We start from the raw sequence: 22,935 nt of genomic DNA, 5'->3' as shown, positions 1-22,935 counted from the left end.
GGGCGTTTCCGGCGGGTGGCGGTTCAACCCTTAAAAGGAATATTGCAATGTCCGTTACCATGCGCGAAATGCTGGAGGCTGGTGTTCACTTCGGTCACCAGACCCGTTTCTGGTCCCCCAAGATGGCTCCGTACATCTTCGGTGCCCGCAACAAGATTCACATCGTCAACCTCGAGAAGACCCTGGCCAAGTACAACGAAGCCATGGAATTCGTCAAAAAGCTGGCGGCCAACCGCGGTACCATCCTGTTTGTTGGTACCAAGCGTCAGGCTCGTGAAATCATCGCCGAAGAAGCGGCCCGCGCTGGCGCGCCGTATGTTGATCAGCGCTGGCTGGGTGGCATGCTGACCAACTTCAAGACGGTCAAGACCTCCATCAAGCGCCTGAAGGATATGGAACTGGCTGTTGAAGCCGGTGACCTCGAGCGCATGCCGAAGAAGGAAGCGCTGACCTTCCGTCGCGAACTCGAGAAGCTGCAGAAATCCATCGGCGGCATCAAGGATATGGGCGGTCTGCCGGACGCCATCTTCGTTGTCGACGTCGGCTACCACAAGATCGCCATCACTGAAGCCGAAAAGCTGGGTATCCCGGTTATCGGCGTGGTTGATACCAACCACTCGCCGGAAGGTGTTTCCTACGTCATCCCGGGTAACGACGATTCGTCCCGCGCCATCCAGCTCTACGCCCGTGGCGTGGCTGACGCGATCCTCGAAGGTCGCAGCCAGGTGGTTGCCGACATCGTGGCAGCCGGCGGCGATGACGAGTTCGTCGAAGTCGAAGAAGCGGCTGAATAAATACGGATGTAACGGCGGAGCCCCAGGCTCCGCCAGTTTTATAAGCTCAGGAGAAAGAAATATGGCGGCAATTACCGCAGGTATGGTGGCAGAACTGCGTGGCAAGACCGACGCACCGATGATGGAATGCAAGAAGGCGCTGACCGAGGCCGATGGCGACATGGCCAAGGCCGAGGAAATCCTGCGCGTCAAGCTGGGCAACAAGGCCTCCAAGGCTGCCACCCGCATCGCTGCCGAGGGCATCGTCGCGGTCAGCGTCTCGGCCGATGGCAAGACCGGCGCGATCATCGAAGTCAACTCCGAAACCGATTTCGTTGCCAAGAACGACGATTTCATCGCCCTGGCCAACGGTTGCGCCAAGCTGGTCGCCGACCACAACCCGGCTGACGTGGCTGCGCTTTCTGCCCTGCCGATGGGCGAAGGTACCGTTGAATCGACCCGTACTGCCCTGGTCGGCAAGATCGGCGAGAACATGACCATCCGCCGTTTCGCCCGTTTCGAAGCCAAGGGCAAGCTGCTGACCTACATCCACGGTGGCTCCAAGGTAGGCGTCGTGGTCGACCTGGTTGGTGGTGACGAGCAGCTGGGCAAGGACCTGGCCATGCACATCGCCGCTTCCAAGCCGAAGTCCCTGGATGCCTCCGGTGTTCCGGCCGACCTGCTGGAAACCGAGCGTCGCGTCGCCATCGAGAAGGCTCGCGAAGCCGGCAAGCCGGAAGCCATGCTGGAAAAGATCGCCGAAGGCACGGTCCAGAAGTTCCTGAAGGACGTGACCCTGCTCGGCCAGGTCTTCGTCAAGGCCGAAGACGGCAAGCAGACCATCGAGCAACTGCTGAAGGCCAAGGGCGCTTCCGTCGCCGGCTTCACGCTGTTCATCGTTGGCGAAGGCATCGAGAAGAAGGTTGACGACTTCGCTGCCGAAGTTGCCGCCCAGGCTGCTGCCGCTGCTGCCAAGAAGTAATCGAAAGGAAGGCTGATGACCACCCCCAAGTACAAGCGCATCCTCCTCAAGCTCTCCGGCGAGGCCCTGATGGGCAATGACGCCTACGGCATCAACCCGCAAGTGATTGCAGGGATTTGCGGAGAGATCAAGGCGGTTGCCGACCTGGGGGTGGAAATCGGTGTCGTGATCGGCGGTGGCAACATCTTCCGCGGTATGGCCGGCACGGCCACCGGGATGGATCGCGCCACGGCGGATTACATGGGCATGCTGGCCACGGTGATGAACGCCATGGCACTGTCCGACGCGATGCGTCAATGCGGCCTGAATGCCCGTGTGCAGTCGGCCCTGAATATCGAGCAGGTGATCGAGCCGTACATTCGCGGCAAGGCCATCCGCTATCTGGAAGAGGGCAAGATCGTGATCTTCGGCGCCGGCACCGGCAACCCCTTCTTTACTACCGATACCGCTGCAGCGTTGCGCGGCTCGGAAATTGGCGCGGAAATCGTGCTGAAGGCGACCAAGGTCGACGGTGTCTACACGGCTGACCCGAAAAAGGACCCTTCGGCCACCCGCTACGACAAGATCAGCTTCAATGAAGCGATCTCGAAGAATCTCGCAGTGATGGACGCCACAGCTTTCGCACTGTGTCGCGACCAGAAACTGCCGATCAACGTATTCTCGATCTTCAAGGCCGGGGCGCTGAAGCGCGTGGTCTGTGGCGAAGACGAGGGTACGCTGGTCTATTGCTGACGGAGAGACAGATGATTGCCGAACTCAAGAAGAGTGCCGAACACAAGATGCAGAAGTCGCTGGAGGCACTGAAGAACGACCTCCAGAAAATCCGTACCGGCCGTGCCCATGTCGGCTTGCTCGACCATGTGATGGTCGACTATTACGGTTCGCCGGTTCCGGTGAATCAGGTTGCCAACATTACCCTGGTCGATTCCCGCACGCTGGGTGTTCAGCCGTGGGAAAAGAACATGGTGCAGAAGGTCGAGAAGGCGATCCGCGATTCCGATCTCGGTCTCAATCCCGCGACCCAAGGTGACTTGGTCCGTGTGCCGATGCCGGCGCTGACCGAAGAGCGCCGCAAGGAAATGATCAAGGTCGTCAAGAACGAGGGCGAGGGCGCCAAGGTGGCGATCCGCAATTTGCGCCGTGATGCCAATACACATCTCAAGGATGCGCTGAAGAAGGGCGAAATCCCGGAGGACGACGAGCGCAAGGCGCAGGACGACGTCCAGAAGCTGACCGACAAATACATCGCCGAAGTCGACAAGATGCTCGCCCAGAAAGAGGCCGAGCTGATGCAAGTTTGATCGTCGGCTGAATGGCCCTGTTTTCCAGTTCGACACGTGACTTGCCCAGTGTAGCGGCCGTGCCCGGGCACGTTGCCGTCATCATGGATGGCAATGGCCGCTGGGCAAAGAAACGCTTTTTGCCGCGCGTGGCGGGGCACGTCAAGGGCGTCGAACTCGTCCGTGAAATGGTGCGTGCCTGCCTGGAGCGGGGCGTCCAGTACCTGACGCTGTTCGCCTTTTCCTCGGAAAACTGGCGTCGTCCGCAGGAAGAGGTCTCGCTCCTGATGCAGTTGTTCGTCAAGGCATTGGAGCAGGAGGTCGATAAACTGGACAGGAACGGCGTCAGGCTACGCGTTATCGGTGATTTGTCGCGCTTCGATCCGCACCTGCAGACCCTGATCCGCAAGGGCGAGGAAAAGACGGCCAGCAATACGCGTCTGGATCTGACCATCGCCGCCAATTATGGTGGGCGCTGGGACATCATGCAGGCCGTCAATCGCATGCTGGCTGATCAGCCGGAGAAGCGCGATGGCTGGCTGGAAGCCGATCTCGAACCCTATCTGTCGATGAGCTTTGCGCCGGAGCCCGATCTGTTCATCCGGACGGGGGGCGAGGAGCGCATCAGCAATTTCCTGCTCTGGCAACTGGCCTACACCGAGCTTTACTTCACCCCGACATTGTGGCCAGATTTCGATACTGCAGAGTTCGACAAGGCCATCGCTTCCTACCAGCAGCGTGAGCGCCGGTTCGGCAGGACTAGCGAGCAACTGGCAAAGACCCATGCTTAGGACGCGCATCCTGACGGCGCTGGTCATTGCCGCGCTGCTGATCCCGGCTATTTTCTGGCTGGATGCGTCGCTATGGGCAGTACTGACCGCTGTCATCACCGGTATCGCCGGCTGGGAGTTCGCTCGTCTCGCCGGTTTGGCCAGGCCGTTGCAGTTCGCCTATGGCGTTCTGGTGGGGGCGCTGGCGGTGGCGCTTGGCTGCTTGCCTGCCGAGCAGTTGCGCGATGCGGGACTTATCTTGCTCATCCTTTCAGTGCTTTTCTGGCTTGGCGTTGTCCCCTTCTGGTTGCGGGCTCGTTGGGCGGTCAAAGCGCCGACCACGATGGCGCTGGTGGGCCTGCTTGTCCTGCTGCCAACCTGGTATGCCTTGTTCGCCATTCGCGGCCAGGGCCCTGCTTGGTTGTTCGGGGCGCTATTGCTGGTTGCGCTGGCCGACATTGCCGCGTATTTCTTTGGACGTGCCTTCGGGCGACGCAAGCTGGCTCCCAACATCAGTCCGGGCAAGACCTGGGAAGGCGCCTATGGTGCGATGTTTACGGTGACACTCCTGGCCCTGCTTACCCAATGGGTGGTCGGCGGGCCGGACCTGGTTCGCCTTGTCGCACTTCTGCTCGTCATGCCGCTGCTGACGCTGGTGTCGATCGCCGGCGACTTGTTTGAATCACTGCTCAAGCGCCAGGCCGGCCTGAAGGACAGTAGCCAGTTGCTGCCCGGCCATGGCGGCGTGCTCGATCGTATCGATAGCCACACTGCTGCGCTGCCGCTCATCGCCCTGTTGCTGACGGTGCTGGCATGACACGGCATGGGGTGACCGTCCTCGGGGCGACCGGCTCCATCGGCCAATCGACGCTGGATGTCATTCGGCGCCACCCGGAGCGCTATCGTGTCGTTGCGCTGACGGCGCATCGTCAGGTCGAACGCCTGGTGGCCGACTGTATCGAATTCAACCCACAATTGGCCGTCGTGGGTGATGCCCGAACGGCAGCGCAGGTCCAGGAGCGTCTGGCCGCCACTGCTTGCCGCTGTGAAGTGACCTGGGGCACGGAGGCACTGGTAACCGCAGCGACGCTCCCTGATGCGGACATGATCATGGCTGCCATCGTCGGAGCTGCCGGACTGGAGCCGACGCTGGCTGCAGCCAGGGCCGGCAAGCGCATTTTGCTGGCCAACAAGGAAGTGCTGGTCATGGCAGGCGAATTGTTCATGCATGCGGTGCGTACGCACGGTGCAACTTTGTTGCCGGTCGATAGCGAGCACAATGCAATCTTTCAATCGTTGCCGGCCGATTTTGCACGTGGCCTGGCGGCCTGCGGCGTGCAGAAAATTCTCCTCACCGCTTCTGGCGGGCCGTTCCGCAGCAAGGCACTGAGCGAACTGGCGCATGTCACGCCGGAGCAGGCCTGTGCACACCCGAACTGGGTCATGGGGCGCAAGATATCGGTCGATTCGGCGACCATGATGAACAAGGGTCTGGAAGTCATTGAGGCACGCTGGTTATTCGATGCGCCGCCCGAGATGATCCAGGTTGTCGTGCACCCGCAGAGTGTGATCCATTCGGCAGTGCAATATGCCGATGGCTCGGTACTGGCCCAGATGGGCAACCCGGACATGCGGACGCCGATTGCCTACGCCATGGCCTGGCCGGAGCGTATTGCCGCTGGTGTCGAACCGCTCGATCTGTTCCGGATTGCCCGCCTTGATTTCTACGCGCCGGATTTCGAACGCTTTCGCTGCCTGCAGTTGGCCTACGACGTGCTTCATGCCGGCGGGACTGCACCGGCCATCCTCAATGCGGCGAACGAAGTCGCGGTTGCCGCATTTCTCGATGGTCAGTTGCCTTTCCTCGGAATCGCCCGCCTGAACGAGAGTGTCCTGCAATCGCTAGCCGCAGGGCCGGAGGGCAGTTTGGCCGATGTGGTTGCTGCCGACGCCGAGGCGCGCCATCTCGCAACCGGCCTGGTACGGGAACGTCGTTTCGCGTGAGCGACCTGCCGTTCTACCTGGCTGCCTTTGCAGTCGTCCTCGGTGTCCTGATTGTTGTCCATGAACTGGGCCATTTCCTCGTTGCCCGCTGGTGTGGCGTCAAGGTGCTGCGCTTCTCGGTTGGTTTTGGTCGCGTCCTGTGGCAACGCAGGCTTGGCCGGGATGGTACCGAGTGGGCTGTCAGCGCTTTTCCGCTGGGGGGCTACGTCAAGATGCTCGACGAGCGGGAGGGCGAAGTTGCCAAGACTGAACTGCATCGCGCTTTCAATCGGCAGAGTGTCGGCAAGCGCAGCCTGATCGTTGCGGCTGGGCCGCTGGCCAATTTTGCCTTGGCGATTCTTCTTTATTGGGTTGTCTTCATGTACGGCAGCAATGAGTTGCTGCCGGTCCTCGGGACGCCGCCTGCTGGTTCGCCCGCCGCCATCGCGGCCATCACGAATGGCGAACAGGTGCGTTCCGTCGACGGCCAGCCGGTCGCGACTTGGAACGATCTGCGCTGGTTGCTGTTGGAGAAGGCGGTTGACTACGAAACGGTCGAAATGGAGTTGGTCAATGAAAGGGGCGAAATCGCCTTTCGTCGTCTCGCCCTGAATAGCGTAGCCGAACAGGGCTGGGAAGGTGATGCGCTCGATCATCTCGGCATTCGTTTCTTTCGCCCAAACGTGCCGCCCGTGATCGGAGATGTCGTGAAAGGCGGGCCTGCTGCCACTGCCGGCTTGCTGACCGGGGATCGGGTCGTTGCCGTTGATGGGCAGCCGGTTGATCTCTGGCTCGATTTTGTCTCGATCGTGCGCGAGTCGGGTGGGCGCTCGTTGCATCTGGACATCCGGCGAGGCGATGAAACCCTGGGTTTCGATATTGTTCCGGAGAGCGTTTCGGAGCGCGGTCGTGCCGTCGGAAAGATCGGTGTTGCCGTCAAGGAAGTTCCAGGCAGTCCGCGCGAAATACGCACCTTCATACGCCACGGCTTCGTCGAATCGGGCCGCCTCGCGGTGGCAGAAACCTGGAACAAGGCGGTTTTCAGCCTGGTTATGATGGGAAAAATGCTGGTCGGCGAGGTGTCCTGGAAGAACCTCTCCGGCCCGGTGACCATCGCCGACTATGCCGGGCAATCGGCACGCCTTGGGCTCGACTACTATCTGAAGTTTATGGCCCTGGTCAGTATCAGCCTGGGTGTCCTGAATCTGCTTCCCATCCCGGTTCTGGACGGTGGGCATTTGTTGTATCATATGATAGAAGTCGTCAGGCGCAGGCCGCTCTCCGAGCGGTCAATGGAGGTTGCCCAGCAGGTTGGCATGTCCTTACTGTTTGCCTTGATGGCTTTTGCCTTTTTTAACGATATTGCCCGCCTGTTCAACGGCTGAATAATGAAGAAAACCCTGTTGTCCGTCCTGATTGCCAGCGTATTCTCCGCCCCGGTATTGGCATTCGAACCCTTCACGGTCAAGGACATCCGGGTCGAGGGGATTCAGCGTACCGAAGCCGGTACCGTTTTCGGCTATTTGCCGGTCAAGGTCGGCGAGACCCTGAACGACGAGAAGGCTGCACAAGCCATCAAATCCCTTTTTGCTACGGGTTTTTTCAAGGACGTCCGGATCGAAGTCGAAAAGGATGTCATGGTCGTCGTCGTCCAGGAGCGGCCGGCTGTTGCAACGATCAACTTCGTCGGCCTCAAGGAGTTCGACAAGGACGTCATCATCAAGGCCTTGAAGGAAACTGGCATCGCCGAAGGCCGTATTTTTGATCGTTCGTTGCTCGAAAAGGCCGAGCAGGAACTGAAACGGCAGTATCTGACGCGCGGCAAGTATGCGGCGAATATCACGACTACCGTGACGCCGCTGGAACGTAACCGTGTCGGCATCAACTTCAACATCGAGGAAGGCTCGGCTGCCAAGATCAAGCAGATCAACATCGTTGGCGCCAAGGCTTTCCGCGAGAAAGAATTGCTGGGGCTCTTCGAGTTGACGACGCCGGGTTGGCTGACGTGGTATACCAAGAACGACCAGTATTCGCGCCAGAAGTTGTCGGCAGACCTCGAGAAGGTCAAGTCCTTCTACATGAACCAGGGCTATCTCGAGTTCGCGGTCGAGTCCACCCAGGTCTCTATCTCGCCGGATAAACAGGATGTTTACATCACGGCGAATATCGTCGAGGGTGAGCGCTATCAGGTTTCGGCTGTGAAGATTGCCGGTGATTTCTCGCTTGCCGAGGACGAGTTGAAGAAACTGGTCAAGGTGAAGGCCGGCGACGTCTTCTCCCGTGAAAAGTTGAATGAAACGACGAAGGCGATCAGCGATCGCCTCGGCAAGGAAGGCTATGCCTTCGCCAACGTTAATGCCGCACCGGAAATCGACAAGGAGAAGCGCAAGGTCGCTTTCACCATTTTCGTCGATCCGGGCAAGCGGGTTTATGTGCGCCGTATCAATGTCACCGGCAACACGAAGACGCGCGACGAGGTCATCCGGCGCGAAGTCCGCCAGATGGAGGGCGGCTGGTACGATGCCGACAAGGTGACAGCCTCGAAGCAGCGTGTGGACAAACTTGGCTTCTTCTCCGAAGTCGCTGTGGAAACGCCAGCGGTCAGCGGTACATCCGATCAACTGGACGTCAATATCAACGTGACGGAGAAGCCTACTGGCAACCTGATGCTCGGTCTTGGCACCTCCAGCACCGACAAGGTCATCCTGTCTGGCTCGATTGCCCAGAACAACTTCATGGGTAGCGGCAACAACGTGGCGATCCAGGTTAATTCGGCGAAAACCTACCGGACCTATGTCTTCTCCTACACCAACCCCTATTTCACGCAGGATGGTGTAAGCCAGGGCTTCGACGTCTACCACCGGACCTTCAACACGACGTCAACGACGCTGGCTTACTATTCCTCGTCGTCCACCGGTGGCGCGATCCGTTTCGGTTTCCCGATCGGTGAGAAGGAGTCCATTGGTGTCGGCCTGGGCATCGACTCGACCAGCATCAAGACCTACGAGCAGACGCCGCAGTACTATAAGGATTACGTTGCCAAGTTCGGGGAGACGAACTTGTCGGTTCCGCTTACGCTGAGCTGGGCCAGCGATGGCAAGGACAGCTTTTTCTTCCCGACCAAGGGTACTTTCCAGCGGGCCTCGCTGGAACTCGCTCTGCCGGGGGCAGACCTGACCTATTATCGCGCCAGCTACCAGCTTCAACACTTCATTCCGCTGAATTCGAAATTCACGCTGATGCTGAATGGCGAGTACGGCATGGCGAACGGCTATGGGCAATCCGGCCTGCCGTTCTTCAAGAACTACTATGCTGGTGGTGTAACATCGGTGCGTGGCTACAAGGCATCATCGCTCGGTCCGATCTATACCGATCCGTCGACGACAACGCAGTATCGCCTCGGCGGTAACCGTCGCCTCGTCGGTAATGCCGAACTGCTGTGGAGTCTGCCGGGAATGGACAAGTCTTTCCGCATGGGCTGGTTCTTCGACGGTGGTCAGGTCTATGGCAGCGACGAGAAGGTGGAGCTTGCTGAGTTGCGTTATTCGACGGGCTTGACCGCCGCCTGGATCTCTCCGATCGGTCCGTTGAAATTCAGCATCGGCAAGCCTTTGAACAAGAAAGAGGGCGACAAGGTTGAAGCCTTCCAGTTCCAGATGGGCACTACGTTTTAATTCAGGAGTATCAAGTTGAAAGTTAAATCCCTTGTCCTGGCATCCCTGATGTCCGCATTGTTCGTGACCGGTGCTTCCGCTGCCGAATTGAAGGTCGGCTACGTCAACACCCAGCGGATTTTCCGTGATGCTCCGGCTGCCCAGAAGGCGGCGAAGAAGCTGGAAGGCGAATTCGCCAAGCGCGATCAGGATCTGCAGCGTATGGCCAAGCAATTGCAGGGCCTGCAGGAAAACCTGGAAAAAAATTCGGTCACGATGGCGGAGAGCGAGCGCCGCTCCAAGGAAAAGGAATTCGGCGAACTGTCGCGTGAATTCCAGCGTCGCCAGCGTGAATTCCGCGAGGACCTGAACCTGCGCCAGAACGAAGAGAACGCTGCCGTGATCGAAAAAGCCAACAAGGCGATCAAGCAGATTGCTGAAAGCGACAAGTACGACCTGATCCTGCAGGATGTCGTGTGGGTTAGCCCGCGTCTGGATATTACGGATCGCGTGATCAAGGCGCTGTCGGAAGCCAAATAATGGCCGAGACGAACGAGCTTTCGTTCACGCTTGCCGAGATCGCCGCCCAATTGGGCGGCGATGTGCTTGGAGATGCACAAACGCGTATTTCGCGGGTGGCGTCACTGGCGGCGGCTGGTGATGGAGACATCGCCTTCCTGTCCAACCCGAAACTGCGGAGCCAACTGGCGACTTGCCGGGCGTCGGCCATGATTCTGCGGGGCGATGCGGCGGCAGATTTTCCTGGAGCCCGCATCGTAACAGCCAACCCCTATGCTTATTACGCACGGGTGGCGACCTTGCTGAACCCGTATCAGGCAGGTTTCAATGGCATTCACGCTAGTGCGGTACTCGAATCGGCAGTGCCCGCAAGCACTTCCATCGGCCCACATGTTTCGGTCGGCAAGGGTGTGACGCTGGGCGAAGGGGTCGTCATCAATGCCGGTTGTGTCATCGGTGACGGTGTCTCTATTGGCGATGGCTCGGTGCTTTATCCCCGCGTGACGGTTTACGACGGTTGCCAGATCGGTCAGCGCTGCATCATCCATGCTGGTGCGGTGATTGGTGCCGATGGTTTCGGTTTCGCGCCGGATGGCCAGGAGTGGGTGAAGATTCCGCAAATCGGTCGAGTCCTGATCGGCAATGATGTCGAAATCGGGGCCAATACGACAGTTGACCGCGGGGCGCTGGACGATACCATCGTCGAAGATGGCTGCAAGCTCGATAATCTCGTGCATATCGGTCATAACTGCGTAATCGGCAGGAATTCGGTGATGGCCGGGTGTGCCGGTATTGCGGGTAGTACGGTATTTGGTGAGCATTGCATTGTTGGCGGCGCCGGGATGGTTTCCGGGCATCTCAATATCGCGGCCGGGACGACGATTTCCGGCGGGTCGACCCTGATGAAGAGCATTGCCAAGCCGGGTGTATATACCAGCGTCTTCCCGATCGATACGCATGAGGAGTGGTTGCGTAACGCATCGCATCTGCGTCGTTTGTCCAAGCTGGCCGATCGCATTTCTGAACTTGAGAAAATACTTAAACAAAAAGATATAGAGGGTTGATTAAATGGATATTCACGAAATTCTTGAGTACTTGCCGCACCGCTACCCCTTCCTGCTGATCGACCGTGTGGTCGAGGTTGTTCCGGGCAAGTCCATTCACGCGTACAAGAACGTGACCATTAACGAACCCTTCTTCGTTGGCCACTTTCCGCACCACCCGGTGATGCCGGGCGTGCTGATCATGGAAGCCCTGGCCCAGGCCGCCGGCATTCTGTCGTTCAAGACTGAGGACAAGAAGCCGACGCAGAGCGATGTTTTCTATTTCGCTGGGATCGACGAGGCGCGCTTCAAGCGCCCGGTCATGCCGGGCGACCAGTTGCACCTGCATGTCGAGATCGAGCGCCAGATGCGTGGTGTCTGGAAATTCAAGGGCGAGGCCCGTGTCGATGGCCAACTGGCGGCCGAGGCCCGCCTGATGTGCGCCAAGCGGGATCTCTGACATGATCCACGCGACTGCACTGGTCGATCCGGGCGCCAAAATCGGCGCCAATGTCGAGATCGGCCCCTATTCGATCATCGGTCCGCACGTCGAGATTGGTGACAACACGATCATCGGACCGCATTGCGTGATCCGGGGCCATACCCGTATCGGGCGCGACAACCGCATCTTCCAGTTCTGCTCGCTGGGTGAAGTGCCGCAGGACAAGAAATATGCCGGCGAACCGACCCGTCTGGAGATCGGCGACCGCAACACCATTCGCGAGTTTTGCACCTTTAACCTGGGCACGGTGCAGGATCGCGGCGTGACCTCGATTGGCGACGACAACTGGATCATGGCCTACGTGCATATCGCGCACGATTGCCAGGTCGGCAACAAGGTAACCTTCGCCAACAATGCCTCGCTGGCCGGTCATGTGGTGGTCGATGACTGGGCAATTCTCGGCGGTTTCACCGGCGTGCATCAGTTCTGCCGCATCGGGGCTCATGTCATGACGGCAGTCAGCACGGTCATCCTGCAGGATGTGCCGCCTTACCTGATGGCGGCCGGCAATACGGCGCAGCCTTACGGTATCAACGTCGAGGGCTTGAAGCGGCGCGGTTTCACGGCGGATGCGATCACCTCGCTGAAGCGGGCCTACCGCACCCTGTACAAATCGGGCCTGTTGCTCGAAGAGGCGAAGGCCAAGCTGATCGAGGACGCCAAGACCCAACCGGACGTTCAGCGTTTCGTCGATTTCCTCGAGGTCTCGAAGCGCGGCATCATTCGCTGACATGGGGAAGGCAGTTCGTATCGCCGTGGTGGCGGGAGAGGCCTCCGGGGATCTCCTGGCCAGCCACTTGATTGCCGCGTTGAAGCAGCATCTGCCGGATGCCGTTTTCTACGGCATCGGCGGACCGAAGATGCAGGCGCAGGGTTTCGACAGCTGGTGGCCGATGGAAAAGCTATCGGTCATGGGCTATTGGGACGCGCTGAAGCATTATCGCGAAATCGCCGGCATCCGCCGCCAGTTGAAGCACCGCTTGCTGGAACTGCGGCCTGATGTCTTCATCGGGGTCGATGCACCGGATTTCAATCTCGGTCTGGAAGCCGATCTCAAGGCGGAGGGCATACGCACCATCCATTACGTCAGTCCGTCAATCTGGGCCTGGCGCGGCGGGCGCGTCAAGAAAATCGCCCGAGCGGTTAACCGGGTTCTGGCACTTTTCCCGATGGAGCCGCCGCTCTATGAAAAGGAGCGCGTGCCGGTGACCTATGTCGGGCATCCGCTGGCCGACATCATTCCGCTGGAAACCAACAAGGTAGCGGTACGCGAAAAGCTGGCGCTGCCCCGCAACAACCCGGTCTTTGCGCTGTTGCCGGGCAGCCGGCGCGGCGAACTGGAGATGATGGCGGAAACCTTTGTCGAAACGGCCAAGATCATCCGCGAGCGCTTCCTGCCGCAGGCGGTTTTCGTCGTGCCGCTGGCGACGCGCGAGACGCGCCTGCAGTTCGAAACGGCGATCTACAAGCGGCAGGCCACTGAAGTACCGTTCCGTCTGCTGTTTGGCCATGCCCAGGATGCGCTCGGTGCGGCTGACGTATCGCTGGTGGCGAGCGGGACCGCGACGCTGGAGGCGGCCCTGCTCAAGCGGCCGATGGTCATCACCTACAAGATCGCCAAGTTTTCGTACTGGCTGATGAAGCGCATGGCCTATCTGCCGTACGTCGGGCTGCCCAACGTGCTGGCCGGGCGTTTCGTCGTGCCGGAAATCCTTCAGGATGAGGCGACGCCCGAGCGGTTGGCCGAGGAACTCGTCAAGCTGTATGGCGACAAGGAAAACGCCGCGGCGGTTGAGGAGGCGTTCACCGACATCCACCTGCGGTTACGCCAGAACACCGCTGACAAGGCTGCCCGGGCGGTCATCGAATGCCTGAACTGATCGTTCCCGGCGGCCTCGTCTGTGGTATCGACGAGGCCGGGCGCGGCCCGCTGGCCGGACCGGTCGTGGCAGCCGCCGTCATTCTCGATCCGGCGAGGCCGATTGCCGGTTTGAACGATTCCAAGAAGTTGAGCGAACGGAAGCGTGTGGCGCTCGCCGATCTGATTCGACAGAATGCCCTGGCCTGGTGTGTCGCCGAGGCGAGCGTCGAGGAGATCGACCGCCTCAATATCCTGCAGGCGACGTTGCTCGCCATGCAGCGGGCGGTGGCCGGCTTGTCGGTTCGGCCGGAAAGTGCGCTGGTTGACGGCAATCGTTGTCCCCGCCTCGATATTCCGGTCGAAGCCGTGGTCAAGGGGGATGGCAAGATTGCATCGATCGCGGCTGCCTCCATTCTGGCCAAGACCGTCCGCGATGCCGGGATGCTCGCCCTGCACGCGCAGTATCCACAGTACGGTTTCGATCGGCACATGGGCTACCCGACTGCTGCCCACTGTGCCGCGCTGCAAGCGCATGGCGCGTCGCCGGTGCATCGCAAGAGCTTCGGGCCGGTCGCTCAGCAACTTTCGCTGTTATGAAACTGATCCATTCCCGCGACAACGCCTTTTTCAAGCAACTCAGGAAACTGGCGGAGTCCGGGCGCGAGCGGCGCAAGGCGGGGCGCATCGTTCTCGACGGTGTGCATCTCGTCGAAGCCTACGAGCAGGCCATCGGTCCGGTAGACAGCCTGATCGTTGGTGAATCCGCCCTGGCGGGAGATGAAATTGTGCGCCTGGTGGCTGGGCGGGAGATCGTGGTACTGGCTGATGCGCTGCTACAGGATGTCGCTCCGGTCGATACACCAAGTGGCCTGCTGGCGCTGGCCGCCTGGCCCATGGCGACGCCCCCCCTGCAGCCAGGCAGGGACGCTCTGCTGCTCGACGGCGTGCAGGATCCCGGCAATGTCGGGACCTTGCTGCGTACGGCGGCGGCGGCTGGCGTGACGCAAGCGCTGCTCAGCCCCGGCTGCGCTGCTGCTTGGTCGCCGAAGGTGCTGCGCGCCGGACAGGGCGCTCATTTCGCGCTGGCCATTCACGAAAATGCCGATCTCGGCGAATTCGTTTCGCGCTATCAAGGAACGACGGCTGTCACCTGTCTGGATGGCGCCACTTCGCTCTATGCCGCGCAGTGGGGTGGGGCGGTTGCCTGGATTTTCGGCGCCGAGGGGCAGGGGGTTCGCCAGGAACTGATTGCCGCAGCGGACTGCCGTATCCGGATTCCCATGCCGGGTGCGGTCGAGTCCCTCAACGTCGGAGCCGCCGCCGCGGTCTGCCTGTTCGAGATGGTGCGCCGCCGCCAGGCCTGAACTGCACCGCTTATTACGCTGCCTGGCGACGGACTGGCCAGCGGCGATCATTTTTCCGCAAGGCCTCAGAAAACCCCGCTGGACTTTACTCAATAGTTCGATAGCACTCGGACCATGGAAACGTTGAGTGCTGCCGAACTGCTTGCTGCCCTGAGGGATGAATCCCGGTTGGCGATCTTCCGTCTGTTGGTCGAGGCCGGACCAGAAGGCATCAACCCCAGTGCGATTGGCGAGCAACTGGGCATGGCGCCGGCCACGCTCTCCTTCCATCTAGCCCATTTGAGCCCGGCGGGCTTGATTGGCGGGGAGCGGGAAAGCCGTTTCATCCGTTATTCGGCCAATTACGCCACGATGGACGACCTGATCGCTTTCCTGGCCAGCAACTGCTGCGGTGACGCTCTTCTGCCTGCTGCTGATTCCGCTGACCCGACGCTTCGAGGCCCGGGACGTGCAGCAATGGCTGTGGGAAACCTGGCGTTTTGTGAAGATGATTTTCCCGTTGCGGGTGGTCGGTGTCTTCCTGGTCGGCGTCATTCGCAGATTCATTCAGCCCGAGTGGATTCGGGGTGTTCATGTACTTCCCGACCCTCGTCGAAGTGCCTATCGCCAATATGTTCCTGTCGCTCGGCATGCATCCGGGGCCGCTCATCGCTTACCTGATGGCCGATCCGGAACTGTCGCTGCAAAGCATCCTGATTACTGCCGCCATTATCGGCAAGCTGCGGGCCTGGACCTATGTTGGCTTGGTCGCCCGGTTCTCAAGGGAGCTTCGTCGCGCTCATCGTGGGCGCGCTGCATTGGATCGAAATCCGCCGCAAGGCGGGAGAAAGGAGCGCACCATGCTGATCAACATACTCGGCACCGGCCGTGCCAAGTGCAACCGTCTGGAGCAACTGACCCGCGAAGCGGTGGCCGCGTTGGGGATCGACGCACGCTTCGAGCATGTCAAGGAGATGGACCGGATCATATGGCCTATCCGATCGTGATGACGCCGGCTCTGGTGATCGACGAGGAGGTCAAGGTGTCCGGGCGAATTCCAGCCAGGGATGAATTGCTGGCCTTGCCGAGCGGGCGTTGAGGGAGGCCCGACGCGCGGAAGTCTGCTCTCCCCCAAAGGAAGACGGCGCACTGGAAAGCATGCGCCGTCTTGTTGTCGGGGGGGACCACCGCGATTCAGCGCAGCTTGAGTTCCTGCAGGATGGTGGTCGAGATTTCCTCGATCGACTTGCTGGATGAGTCGAGCCAGCGGATACCCTCGCGACGCATCATCTTCTCCGCTTCGGCAATTTCGAAGCGGCAGTTGGCCAGCGAAGCGTACTTGCTGCCAGCCCGGCGTTCCTCGCGGATCTGGTGCAGGCGCTCGGGCTGGATGGTCAGGCCGAACAGCTTGGCGCGGTGCCGCTCCAGTGTGCCGGGCAGGCGGCCACGGTCGAAGTCTTCCGGAATCAGCGGGAAGTTGGCCGCCTTCAGGCCGAACTGCATGGCCAGATAAAGCGAGGTCGGTGTCTTGCCGCAGCGCGAGACAGCGACCAGGATGACGTCGGCTTCTTCGAGGTCGCGGTCGGTGATGCCGTCATCGTGGGCCAGCGTGTAGTTGATGGCCTCGATGCGGTTCTTGTAATCCGAGCTGTCGGCTGAACCATGCGAGCGGCCGACCGTGTGGTTGGACTTGATGCCAAGTTCGGCTTCGAGCGGCGCGAGGAAGGTGTCGAAATAGGACAGGCTGAAGGCGTCGGCCTGATGGACGATGCCGGCCAGTTCCGGATTGACCAGCGTGGTGAACACGATGGGTCGCATGCCGTCGGCTTCACCCTGGGCGTTGATGCGGGCGACGGCCTCCTGGGCTTTTTCAACGTTATCGAGGAAAGGGATGCGAATCTGCTTGAATTCGATATCCTCGAACTGGGTCATCAGACTGTGTCCGAGGGCCTCGACCGTGAGGCCGGTGCCGTCGGACACGAAGAAGACGGTGCGTTTGATTGAAGTGGGCATGGCCGGATTTTAACCGCTGTTGCGCAGCCCGGAAGCGATGCCGTTGATCGTCAGGTGGATGCCGCGGGCGATCCGCTCGTCGGTGTCGCCGGCACGATGGCGCTTGAGCAGTTCGACCTGCAGATGGTTCAGCGGGTCCATGTAGGGCGCGCGCAGCTTCAGAGAATTGAGCAGCATCGGGTTGTCGGCCAGCAGCTCGTCGCGCTCCTCGATGGCCAGCAGGTGGCGGCGGGTGAGTTCCCATTCCGCCTTGATGCGGCTGAAGATGCGCTCACGCAGCTCGACGTCGGCGACCAGCTCGGCGTAGCGCGAGGCAATGGCGAGGTCGGTCTTGGCCAGCACCATGTCCATGTTGGAGAGCAGGGTGCGGAAGAACGGCCAGGACTTCAGCATGCGGCGCAGCGTGGCCAGGCCGTCCGGATTGTTCGCTAGATAACCCTCCACGGCCGAGCCGAAGCCGAACCAGCCGGGTAGCATCAGCCGGCACTGCGCCCAGCTGAAGACCCAGGGAATGGCGCGCAGGTCTTCGATGCGGTCGGAGGCCTTGCGCGAGGCGGGGCGGCTGCCGATGTTCAGCGAGGCGATCTCGGAAACGACCGTCGATTGCCGGAAATAGGTGGTGAAACCCGGCGTTTCATAGACCAGGCCGCGATAGGCGTTGAAGGCGCGAGTAGACAGGTCGTCCATCACGGCATGGAAGGGCTGGGCAGGCTCGATCTGGTTCTCGTGGTCGGTCAGGCTGGCTTCCAGCGTGGCGGCCAGCAGCACTTCCAGGTTGCGACGGCCGGTGTCCGGGTTGCCGTATTTGGTCGAGATGACCTCGCCCTGTTCGGTCAGACGGATCTGGCCAGACACGGCACCAGCCGGCTGGGCCAGGATGGCATGGTAGGACGGGCCGCCACCGCGGCCGACCGAGCCGCCGCGGCCGTGGAACAGGCGCAGGCGTACGCCATGCTGCTGGAAAACGCGGGCCAGTTCGATTTCGGCCTTGTAGAGCTCCCAGCCGGAAGTCAGGAAGCCGCCATCCTTGTTGGAGTCGGAGTAGCCGAGCATGACTTCGTGCTCGTCGCCCCGGCCGGCGATCAGGGTACGGTAGGCCGGCAGCGTGAAGATGCCCGCCATGGTGACGGCACTCTTCTGCAAATCCTCGATGGTTTCGAAGAGCGGGATGATGTTGACGTCGAGGCGCGGTTTTTCACCCGGTAGCAGCAGGCCGGCTTCCTTGAGCAGCAAGGCGAGTTCAAGCAGGTCGGAGACGCCGTCGGTCTTCGAGATGATGCAGTTGGGCAGGGCCGCGTTGCCGTATTTCTGGCGCAGCTCACGGGCGGCGAAAAAGATGGCGAGCTCGCCCTGGCTTTCTTCCGAGTAGTCGAGGTAGGGCGAATACAGCGGGCGGGGCGTGGCGATTTCCTCGATCAGCAGCTCGATGCGTCGCTCTTCGGCAAGCGCCTCGTAATCCGGGCAGCGGCCGGCCTGTGCCAGCAGCTCGGCCACGGTGCGGGCGTGTACGTCGGAGTTCTGGCGCAAGTCGATCGGCGCGAGGTGGAAGCCGAAGACCTGCACGGCACGCAGCAGTCGGCGCAGGCGTCCGCCGGCCAGACGGGCGCTGCCGTTGAGCTTGAGGGAATTGGCCAGTACCTTGAGATCGGCGCGCAGGGCATCCGGTGTGGCATAGGGCTCGGCACTGCCGATTTCGTGGCGCACCGGCTCGATGCCGTCGAGAAAACGGGCCGTGGCCGCCAGGCGCGCGTAGATGCCGGACAGGGCGCGGCGATAGGGCTCGTCGGCACGTTGCGGCGACTGGTCTGTGGAGTGCTCGGCGAGCGCCAGCAATTCGGGGGTGACCTGGATCAGCAGGTTGGAGAGCGGCAATTCGCCCCCCAGTTCATGCACTTCGGTCAGGTAGTGGTTGAGGGCGGCGGCCGATTGCAGGCGCAGGGCTTCGCGCAGGATATCGGCGGTGACGAAGGGGTTGCCGTCACGGTCGCCGCCGATCCAGGAGCCCACGCGAAAGAAGGGGGGCAGGGCCCAGACTTTTTCCGGGTAGCGCTTCTGCAACTGCTGGGTGGCCTGGATGTAGAGGCGCGGCAGTTCGGTGAAGAAGGTTTCGTTGAAGTAGGAAATACCGTTCTTGACCTCGTCGATGACCTTCAGCCGCACCGGGCGCAGCATGCGCGACTGCCACAGGGTGAGGATCGCGGTGCTCAGCGCCCAGTCGTTCTCGGCCTCCTCTTCCGGCGTCATCTGCAGGCGTTCGCGCTGTTCAAGCAGGCGGGCGATGTCGCGGTGGTTGCGGATCAGGCTCTGGCGCTGCACCTCGGTCGGGTGAGCGGTGAGCACGGGGGCGACCAGGGCATGGGCGAAGAAATCGGCGATGGTGTCCGGCGAGACCTGGGCGGCCGCCAGCGAATCCAGCGCAAAAATCAGGCTGCCCTCGCGCGGCGGAGAACCCGCCAGGTCATGGGCGCGACGCCGGCGGATGTGGTGCTCGTCCTCGGCGATATTGGCCAGTTGCAGGAAGTAGGAAAATGCGCGGACGACAGCCTGCGTCGTATCACGTGGCAAGGGATCGAGCAGGGCGGCCAGTTCGGCGCGGGCGGCCGGGTCGTTGTCGCGGGCAAAGCGCACCGCTGTCTGGCGGACACGCTCGACGATCGTGAAGACGGCATCGCCCTCCTGCTCACGTACGGTATCGCCGAGAATGCGGCCGAGCAGGCGGATGTCGTTGCGGAGGGGTTCGTTCTTGTCGGTGTCGAGCGTGTGCAGGTGCATTAGTGTTTCCTGACGAGAAGGACGGAGGCGTCAGCGATCTTGGCCAGTTGTTCGGCGACCGAGCCGAGGATCAGGGTGGCCAGGCCACGGCGGCCATGACGGCCGATGATGATCAGGTCGCAGCCGAGTTCCCTGGCCTTGTCGGCCAGCGTTTCGGAAACGCGGCGCTGGCGGGCTTCGAGGAGCAGCGGTTCGGCATCAAGGCCGGTGATGCCCTGCATGGCCTCGTCGAGCAGCTTGCGGCCGGCTTCGGCGATGGCGGCCAGGGCGTGGTCGAGGTTCATGGTGGTGCTGAAGGTACGGCCGTGCATGCCCATCAGCGTTTCATCGGCGACATGGGTGACGTAAAGCTTGGCATTGCTGCAGCGGGCGATGTGCGCCGCCTCGACCAGGGCGCAGCGCGAGGTTTCGCTGTCGTCGATGGCGACCATGATGTTCTTGTACATGGGAGGACTCCTGAGAAAAATGTTCAACGGGCAGAAGGTACCAAGGCCGCGGTCTTGGCACAGTTAGGGAAATCCTGAGGCAACCGGGAAGCTCGTCTCGCCCGCTGGACAATGCGATGTGGCAGTCACACGAAACGATTTCGTACTGGCTGGCCTCCTCAGCAGCCCATCGCCTCCTCCTTGCGCGAGCAGGCTTCGAGCAGATAGGCCACCGAACGATAGGTGACACCGGTTTCGGCGGTCAGTCCGATTTCGCAGGTACGGTTGGTGGAGACGCCGCAGGCGCAGTCGGCCGGCAATTCGGCATGGATGTGGCGCAGGGCGTGCTGGTTCAGTTCCGGCACCATGAAGCCACGGTCACCGCCGAAGCCGCAGCAGGTGGTGCTGGCCGGCTCGATGACCTCATTGACGCAGGCCTTGAGCAGGGCGCGCAGCTTGCCGTCGGCCCCCGTCCGCTTGACGCTGCAATTGATGTGCAGGGCGATCGGGCCGGGCTGCTTGGTGATCATCAGGCGTGGCAGCAGGGCGTCGTGGGCGAATTCGTGGAAATCGTAGAGCTTCAGCCGGCCGGCCAGGTGCTTCTGCATGCGGGTCGAACAGGCGCTGGCGTCCATGATGACCGGGATGCGGCCGTTGTCGGAAGCCTTCATCAGCGCGGCTTCGAGCGTGTTCGACATGTCTTCGGCTTCTTGCTGCATGCCCTTGCTGGCCAGCATCTGGCCGCAGCACAGCTGGTCGAAGCCTTCCGGCAGGATGGGGCGGAAGCCGGCCCGGATCAGCAGTTCCTGCACGACGTCGCCCAGTTGCGGGTCGGTATGGTTGGCCGGCCCGAAGATGCGGGCGCCGCAAGTCGGGAAATAGACCACCGGGTCGCCTTGCGCGGTGCGCGGGGCAGGCGGTCGGGCGGCGGACGGCATGTGGTTGCGCCAGGCGCCGCCACTGACGCGTTTGAGCAGCTTGTCGCCCAGCACGCCGGCAACGGCATGGCCGACCTTGAGGCCGGTGCGGCTGAGGCTGGCGAAAGTGCCGAAGTTCTCGCCCGTCCAGTTGTGCAGGGCGCGGGCCTTGTCGCCGAGCTGGCGGCCGCGCAGGCGGCGGGTCAGGTCGCCGGTGTCGATACCGACCGGGCAGGCCGTCGAGCACAGGCCACAGCCGGCACAGGTGTCGAGGCCCATGTAGGCATAATCCTCGGCCATCTGGCCGGCATGCTCGCCGGCTGCGGCACGGCGGGCCAGTTCGCGGACGCTGGTGATGCGCTGGCGGGGCGACAGGGTCAGGCGGTGCGACGGGCAGAGCGGCTCGCAGAAGCCGCATTCGATGCAGCGGTCGACGATGTCCTCGGCGGCCGGCATCGGCTTGAGGTTTTCCAGGTGGGCGTGCGGGTTGTCGTTGATGATGACACCGGGGTTGAGCAGGCCTTCCGGGTCGAACAGTGTCTTGATGCGGCGCATCAGGTCGGCCGCTTCCTTGCCCCATTCCATTTCGACGAAGGGTGCCATGTTGCGGCCGGTGCCGTGCTCGGCCTTCAGCGAGCCGTCGTATTTTCTGACCACCATGTCGCACAGGTCGTCCATGAAGCGGGCGTAGCGGTCGATCTCGGCCTGGTCGCCGAAGTCCTGGGTGATGACGAAGTGCAGGTTGCCTTCCAGCGCATGGCCGAAAATGATGCCCTCGTGGTAGCCGTGATGGCGGAGCAGCGCTTGCAGGTCGAGCGTGGCGTCGGCCAGCGACTCGATCGGGAAGGCGACGTCCTCGATCAGCACCGTGGTGCCGGTGCGACGCATGGCGCCAACGGCCGGGAAGGTGCCCTTGCGCACCTTCCAGTACTTGTCGCAGGTGGCCGGGTCGGTCGAGAACTGGACAGGCTCGACGGTGGCGACGCCATCCATCGCGCCGAGCACGGTGGCGATCTTTTCCTGCAGGCCGGCCGGGGTTGGCGAGCGGACTTCAATCAATAGCGCGGCGGCCTCTTCGCCCAGTTCGCGCATAATGGCCGGCAGGCCGGGCTTGTTTTCGACGGAATGGATGGCCGGGCGGTCGAGCAGTTCGACGGCCGATACCGGTTGCGGCTTGAGGCGGATGACGGCTTCGCAGGCGGTGCGGATATCCGGGAAGAAAACCAGAGCCGAGGCCTTGCACGGGTCTTCGACGACGGTCTGGTAAGTGATGCGTGTCATGAAGCCCAGCGTGCCTTCCGAGCCGATCATCAGGTGGGCCAGGATGTCGATCGGGTCTTCGAAATCGACCAGGGCGTTGAGGCTGTAGCCGGTGGTGTTCTTGATCTTGAACTTCTGGCGGATGCGGTTGGCCAGGGTGACATTGGCCCGCGTGTCGCGGCCGAGGCGTTCCAGTTCGCCGAGCAGCACGGCGTGCGACTTGGAGAAGGCGGCGATGCTGAGCGGGTCTTCGGTGTCGAGCAGGGTGCCGTCGGCCAGCATGACGCGCACGCCGGCCAGGGTCTTGTAGCTGTTCTGTGCCGTGCCACAGCACATGCCGGAGGCATTGTTGGCGGCGATGCCGCCGATCTTGGCCGCACCAATCGAGGCCGGGTCCGGGCCGATCTTCTTGCCGAGGGGCGCGAGGCGGCGATTGACCTCGCCGCCGACCATGCCGGGGCCAACGCGCACCTGGCTGGCATCGTCAGCCAGTTCGAAGGTGGCGAAACCTTCGCCGATCAGGGCCAGCACGCCGCTGGAGATGGCCTGGCCGGAGAGGCTGGTGCCGGCCGCGCGGAAAGTGACGGGTGCCTTGTGCCGGCGGGCCGTGGCAAGGACGGTACGCGCCTGTTCCTCGTCTTCGATGACGGCGACGACCTGCGGGATCAGGCGATAGAAGCTGGCGTCGGTTCCGTAGGCGAGACGGCGGAGATCGTCGGTGATCACTTGCCGCGTGGGCAGGGTGGCGAGAAGGTCTTGGATCAAGGTATTCATTTCTCGTGTGTCTTAATTGGACTTGCGGTGGCGAGCGGCAGGGCTGAGAAAAAAATCCCGGAAGC

General features: G+C 61.7%; 22 protein-coding genes and 2 pseudogenes. 20 read left to right on the top strand and 4 right to left on the bottom strand.

Annotation, left to right across the window (positions count from 1 at the left end; translation table 11 throughout):
* Positions 1-47: 47 nt before the first annotated feature.
* From rpsB to K420_RS20925, 20 genes and pseudogenes are all read left to right on the top strand, one after another.
* On the top strand, positions 48-794 hold the full coding sequence (gene rpsB / locus K420_RS0113935; RefSeq protein WP_027458609.1) for a 30S ribosomal protein S2: 747 nt from the start codon (positions 48-50) through the stop codon (positions 792-794).
* Positions 795-855: 61 nt separating this feature from the next.
* On the top strand, positions 856-1,755 hold the full coding sequence (gene tsf / locus K420_RS0113930) for a translation elongation factor Ts (RefSeq protein ID WP_027458608.1): 900 nt from the start codon (positions 856-858) through the stop codon (positions 1,753-1,755).
* Positions 1,756-1,770: 15 nt separating this feature from the next.
* On the top strand, positions 1,771-2,487 hold the full coding sequence (gene pyrH, locus K420_RS0113925) for a UMP kinase (protein WP_027458607.1): 717 nt from the start codon (positions 1,771-1,773) through the stop codon (positions 2,485-2,487).
* Between the two features lie 11 nt (positions 2,488-2,498).
* Positions 2,499-3,056, top strand: coding sequence for a ribosome recycling factor (gene frr, locus K420_RS0113920; RefSeq protein ID WP_027458606.1), 558 nt, complete (start codon positions 2,499-2,501; stop codon positions 3,054-3,056).
* 11 nt (positions 3,057-3,067) lie between these two features.
* On the top strand, positions 3,068-3,826 hold the full coding sequence (uppS, locus tag K420_RS0113915) for a polyprenyl diphosphate synthase (RefSeq protein WP_027458605.1): 759 nt from the start codon (positions 3,068-3,070) through the stop codon (positions 3,824-3,826).
* Positions 3,819-4,622, top strand: coding sequence for a phosphatidate cytidylyltransferase (locus K420_RS0113910; protein ID WP_027458604.1), 804 nt, complete (start codon positions 3,819-3,821; stop codon positions 4,620-4,622). The genes uppS and K420_RS0113910 overlap by 8 nt, the downstream gene beginning before the upstream one ends.
* The gene (gene ispC, locus K420_RS0113905) at positions 4,619-5,809 is read left to right on the top strand and encodes a 1-deoxy-D-xylulose-5-phosphate reductoisomerase (protein ID WP_027458603.1); all 1,191 of its coding nucleotides are present in this window, start codon (positions 4,619-4,621) and stop codon (positions 5,807-5,809) included. Before K420_RS0113910 ends, ispC begins: the two co-directional genes overlap by 4 nt.
* Positions 5,806-7,173, top strand: a complete 1,368-nt coding sequence (gene rseP / locus K420_RS0113900; protein WP_027458602.1) for an RIP metalloprotease RseP — start codon at positions 5,806-5,808, stop codon at positions 7,171-7,173. The genes ispC and rseP overlap by 4 nt, the downstream gene beginning before the upstream one ends.
* Before the next feature lie 3 nt (positions 7,174-7,176).
* Positions 7,177-9,462, top strand: a complete 2,286-nt coding sequence (bamA, locus tag K420_RS0113895) for an outer membrane protein assembly factor BamA (protein ID WP_027458601.1) — start codon at positions 7,177-7,179, stop codon at positions 9,460-9,462.
* Between the two features lie 48 nt (positions 9,463-9,510).
* On the top strand, positions 9,511-9,981 hold the full coding sequence (locus K420_RS0113890; protein WP_198293855.1) for an OmpH family outer membrane protein: 471 nt from the start codon (positions 9,511-9,513) through the stop codon (positions 9,979-9,981).
* Positions 9,981-11,024 (top strand): UDP-3-O-(3-hydroxymyristoyl)glucosamine N-acyltransferase, encoded by a 1,044-nt coding sequence (gene lpxD, locus K420_RS0113885; RefSeq protein WP_027458599.1) that lies wholly within the window; start codon positions 9,981-9,983, stop codon positions 11,022-11,024. Before K420_RS0113890 ends, lpxD begins: the two co-directional genes overlap by 1 nt.
* 4 nt (positions 11,025-11,028) lie before the next feature.
* Positions 11,029-11,463, top strand: coding sequence for a 3-hydroxyacyl-ACP dehydratase FabZ (fabZ, locus tag K420_RS0113880; RefSeq protein ID WP_027458598.1), 435 nt, complete (start codon positions 11,029-11,031; stop codon positions 11,461-11,463).
* A 1-nt stretch (position 11,464) separates the two neighbouring features.
* The gene (lpxA, locus tag K420_RS0113875) at positions 11,465-12,235 is read left to right on the top strand and encodes an acyl-ACP--UDP-N-acetylglucosamine O-acyltransferase (protein WP_027458597.1); all 771 of its coding nucleotides are present in this window, start codon (positions 11,465-11,467) and stop codon (positions 12,233-12,235) included.
* A gap of 1 nt (position 12,236) precedes the next feature.
* Entirely contained in the window at positions 12,237-13,385 is a 1,149-nt protein-coding gene (gene lpxB / locus K420_RS0113870) for a lipid-A-disaccharide synthase (RefSeq protein ID WP_027458596.1), read from the top strand.
* Positions 13,373-13,963 carry a ribonuclease HII gene (rnhB, locus tag K420_RS0113865; RefSeq protein ID WP_027458595.1) on the top strand — a complete coding sequence of 197 codons (591 nt, stop codon included), beginning with the start codon at positions 13,373-13,375 and terminating at the stop codon, positions 13,961-13,963. Before lpxB ends, rnhB begins: the two co-directional genes overlap by 13 nt.
* Positions 13,960-14,730 carry a TrmH family RNA methyltransferase gene (locus K420_RS0113860; protein ID WP_027458594.1) on the top strand — a complete coding sequence of 257 codons (771 nt, stop codon included), beginning with the start codon at positions 13,960-13,962 and terminating at the stop codon, positions 14,728-14,730. The genes rnhB and K420_RS0113860 overlap by 4 nt, the downstream gene beginning before the upstream one ends.
* 114 nt (positions 14,731-14,844) lie before the next feature.
* A pseudogene (locus K420_RS21200) lies at positions 14,845-15,084 on the top strand (ArsR/SmtB family transcription factor); the annotation flags it as partial.
* Between the two features lie 31 nt (positions 15,085-15,115).
* Positions 15,116-15,491, top strand: a pseudogene (locus K420_RS21195) (permease); the annotation flags it as partial.
* Between the two features lie 78 nt (positions 15,492-15,569).
* Complete coding sequence (locus K420_RS21190) at positions 15,570-15,716, top strand: thioredoxin family protein (RefSeq protein WP_408605887.1); 147 nt, start codon at positions 15,570-15,572, stop codon at positions 15,714-15,716.
* A complete protein-coding gene (locus K420_RS20925; protein WP_232422788.1) occupies positions 15,698-15,808 on the top strand; it encodes a thioredoxin family protein in 111 nt (36 codons plus the stop codon). Before K420_RS21190 ends, K420_RS20925 begins: the two co-directional genes overlap by 19 nt.
* A 95-nt stretch (positions 15,809-15,903) precedes the next feature.
* On the opposite strand, the gene ppsR is transcribed toward K420_RS20925, so the two are convergent.
* From ppsR to K420_RS0113835, 4 genes are all read right to left on the bottom strand, one after another.
* Positions 15,904-16,722, bottom strand: coding sequence for a posphoenolpyruvate synthetase regulatory kinase/phosphorylase PpsR (ppsR, locus tag K420_RS0113850; RefSeq protein WP_027458593.1), 819 nt, complete (start codon positions 16,720-16,722; stop codon positions 15,904-15,906).
* 9 nt (positions 16,723-16,731) lie between these two features.
* On the bottom strand, positions 16,732-19,494 hold the full coding sequence (ppc, locus tag K420_RS0113845) for a phosphoenolpyruvate carboxylase (RefSeq protein ID WP_027458592.1): 2,763 nt from the start codon (positions 19,492-19,494) through the stop codon (positions 16,732-16,734).
* Positions 19,494-19,940, bottom strand: coding sequence for a universal stress protein (locus K420_RS0113840; RefSeq protein ID WP_027458591.1), 447 nt, complete (start codon positions 19,938-19,940; stop codon positions 19,494-19,496). The genes ppc and K420_RS0113840 overlap by 1 nt, the downstream gene beginning before the upstream one ends.
* Before the next feature lie 158 nt (positions 19,941-20,098).
* Positions 20,099-22,870 (bottom strand): FAD-binding and (Fe-S)-binding domain-containing protein, encoded by a 2,772-nt coding sequence (locus K420_RS0113835; protein WP_027458590.1) that lies wholly within the window; start codon positions 22,868-22,870, stop codon positions 20,099-20,101.
* Between the last annotated feature and the right edge of the window lie 65 nt (positions 22,871-22,935).

Source organism: Dechloromonas agitata is5, from assembly GCF_000519045.1.
In the GTDB taxonomy this organism is placed as follows: Bacteria; Pseudomonadota; Gammaproteobacteria; order Burkholderiales; family Rhodocyclaceae; genus Azonexus; species Azonexus agitatus.
This window is presented reverse-complemented; position numbering and strand designations above follow the sequence as displayed.

Excerpts from the sequence above, each read along its gene's own strand:
- uppS (WP_027458605.1), top strand. The coding sequence starts at position 3,068 with ATGGCCCTGTTTTCCAGTTCGACACGTGACTTGCCCAGTGTAGCGGCC.
- K420_RS21190 (WP_408605887.1), top strand. The coding sequence starts at position 15,570 with ATGCTGATCAACATACTCGGCACCGGCCGTGCCAAGTGCAACCGTCTG.
- bamA (WP_027458601.1), top strand. The coding sequence starts at position 7,177 with ATGAAGAAAACCCTGTTGTCCGTCCTGATTGCCAGCGTATTCTCCGCC.
- frr (WP_027458606.1), top strand. The coding sequence starts at position 2,499 with ATGATTGCCGAACTCAAGAAGAGTGCCGAACACAAGATGCAGAAGTCG.
- lpxD (WP_027458599.1), top strand. The coding sequence starts at position 9,981 with ATGGCCGAGACGAACGAGCTTTCGTTCACGCTTGCCGAGATCGCCGCC.
- K420_RS0113835 (WP_027458590.1), bottom strand. The coding sequence starts at position 22,870 with ATGAATACCTTGATCCAAGACCTTCTCGCCACCCTGCCCACGCGGCAA.
- K420_RS0113890 (WP_198293855.1), top strand. The coding sequence starts at position 9,511 with ATGTCCGCATTGTTCGTGACCGGTGCTTCCGCTGCCGAATTGAAGGTC.
- fabZ (WP_027458598.1), top strand. The coding sequence starts at position 11,029 with ATGGATATTCACGAAATTCTTGAGTACTTGCCGCACCGCTACCCCTTC.
- rnhB (WP_027458595.1), top strand. The coding sequence starts at position 13,373 with ATGCCTGAACTGATCGTTCCCGGCGGCCTCGTCTGTGGTATCGACGAG.
- K420_RS20925 (WP_232422788.1), top strand. The coding sequence starts at position 15,698 with ATGGCCTATCCGATCGTGATGACGCCGGCTCTGGTGATCGACGAGGAG.
- rpsB (WP_027458609.1), top strand. The coding sequence starts at position 48 with ATGTCCGTTACCATGCGCGAAATGCTGGAGGCTGGTGTTCACTTCGGT.
- K420_RS0113860 (WP_027458594.1), top strand. The coding sequence starts at position 13,960 with ATGAAACTGATCCATTCCCGCGACAACGCCTTTTTCAAGCAACTCAGG.
- K420_RS0113910 (WP_027458604.1), top strand. The coding sequence starts at position 3,819 with ATGCTTAGGACGCGCATCCTGACGGCGCTGGTCATTGCCGCGCTGCTG.
- lpxA (WP_027458597.1), top strand. The coding sequence starts at position 11,465 with ATGATCCACGCGACTGCACTGGTCGATCCGGGCGCCAAAATCGGCGCC.
- ispC (WP_027458603.1), top strand. The coding sequence starts at position 4,619 with ATGACACGGCATGGGGTGACCGTCCTCGGGGCGACCGGCTCCATCGGC.
- lpxB (WP_027458596.1), top strand. The coding sequence starts at position 12,237 with ATGGGGAAGGCAGTTCGTATCGCCGTGGTGGCGGGAGAGGCCTCCGGG.
- tsf (WP_027458608.1), top strand. The coding sequence starts at position 856 with ATGGCGGCAATTACCGCAGGTATGGTGGCAGAACTGCGTGGCAAGACC.
- K420_RS0113840 (WP_027458591.1), bottom strand. The coding sequence starts at position 19,940 with ATGTACAAGAACATCATGGTCGCCATCGACGACAGCGAAACCTCGCGC.
- pyrH (WP_027458607.1), top strand. The coding sequence starts at position 1,771 with ATGACCACCCCCAAGTACAAGCGCATCCTCCTCAAGCTCTCCGGCGAG.
- ppc (WP_027458592.1), bottom strand. The coding sequence starts at position 19,494 with ATGCACCTGCACACGCTCGACACCGACAAGAACGAACCCCTCCGCAAC.
- ppsR (WP_027458593.1), bottom strand. The coding sequence starts at position 16,722 with ATGCCCACTTCAATCAAACGCACCGTCTTCTTCGTGTCCGACGGCACC.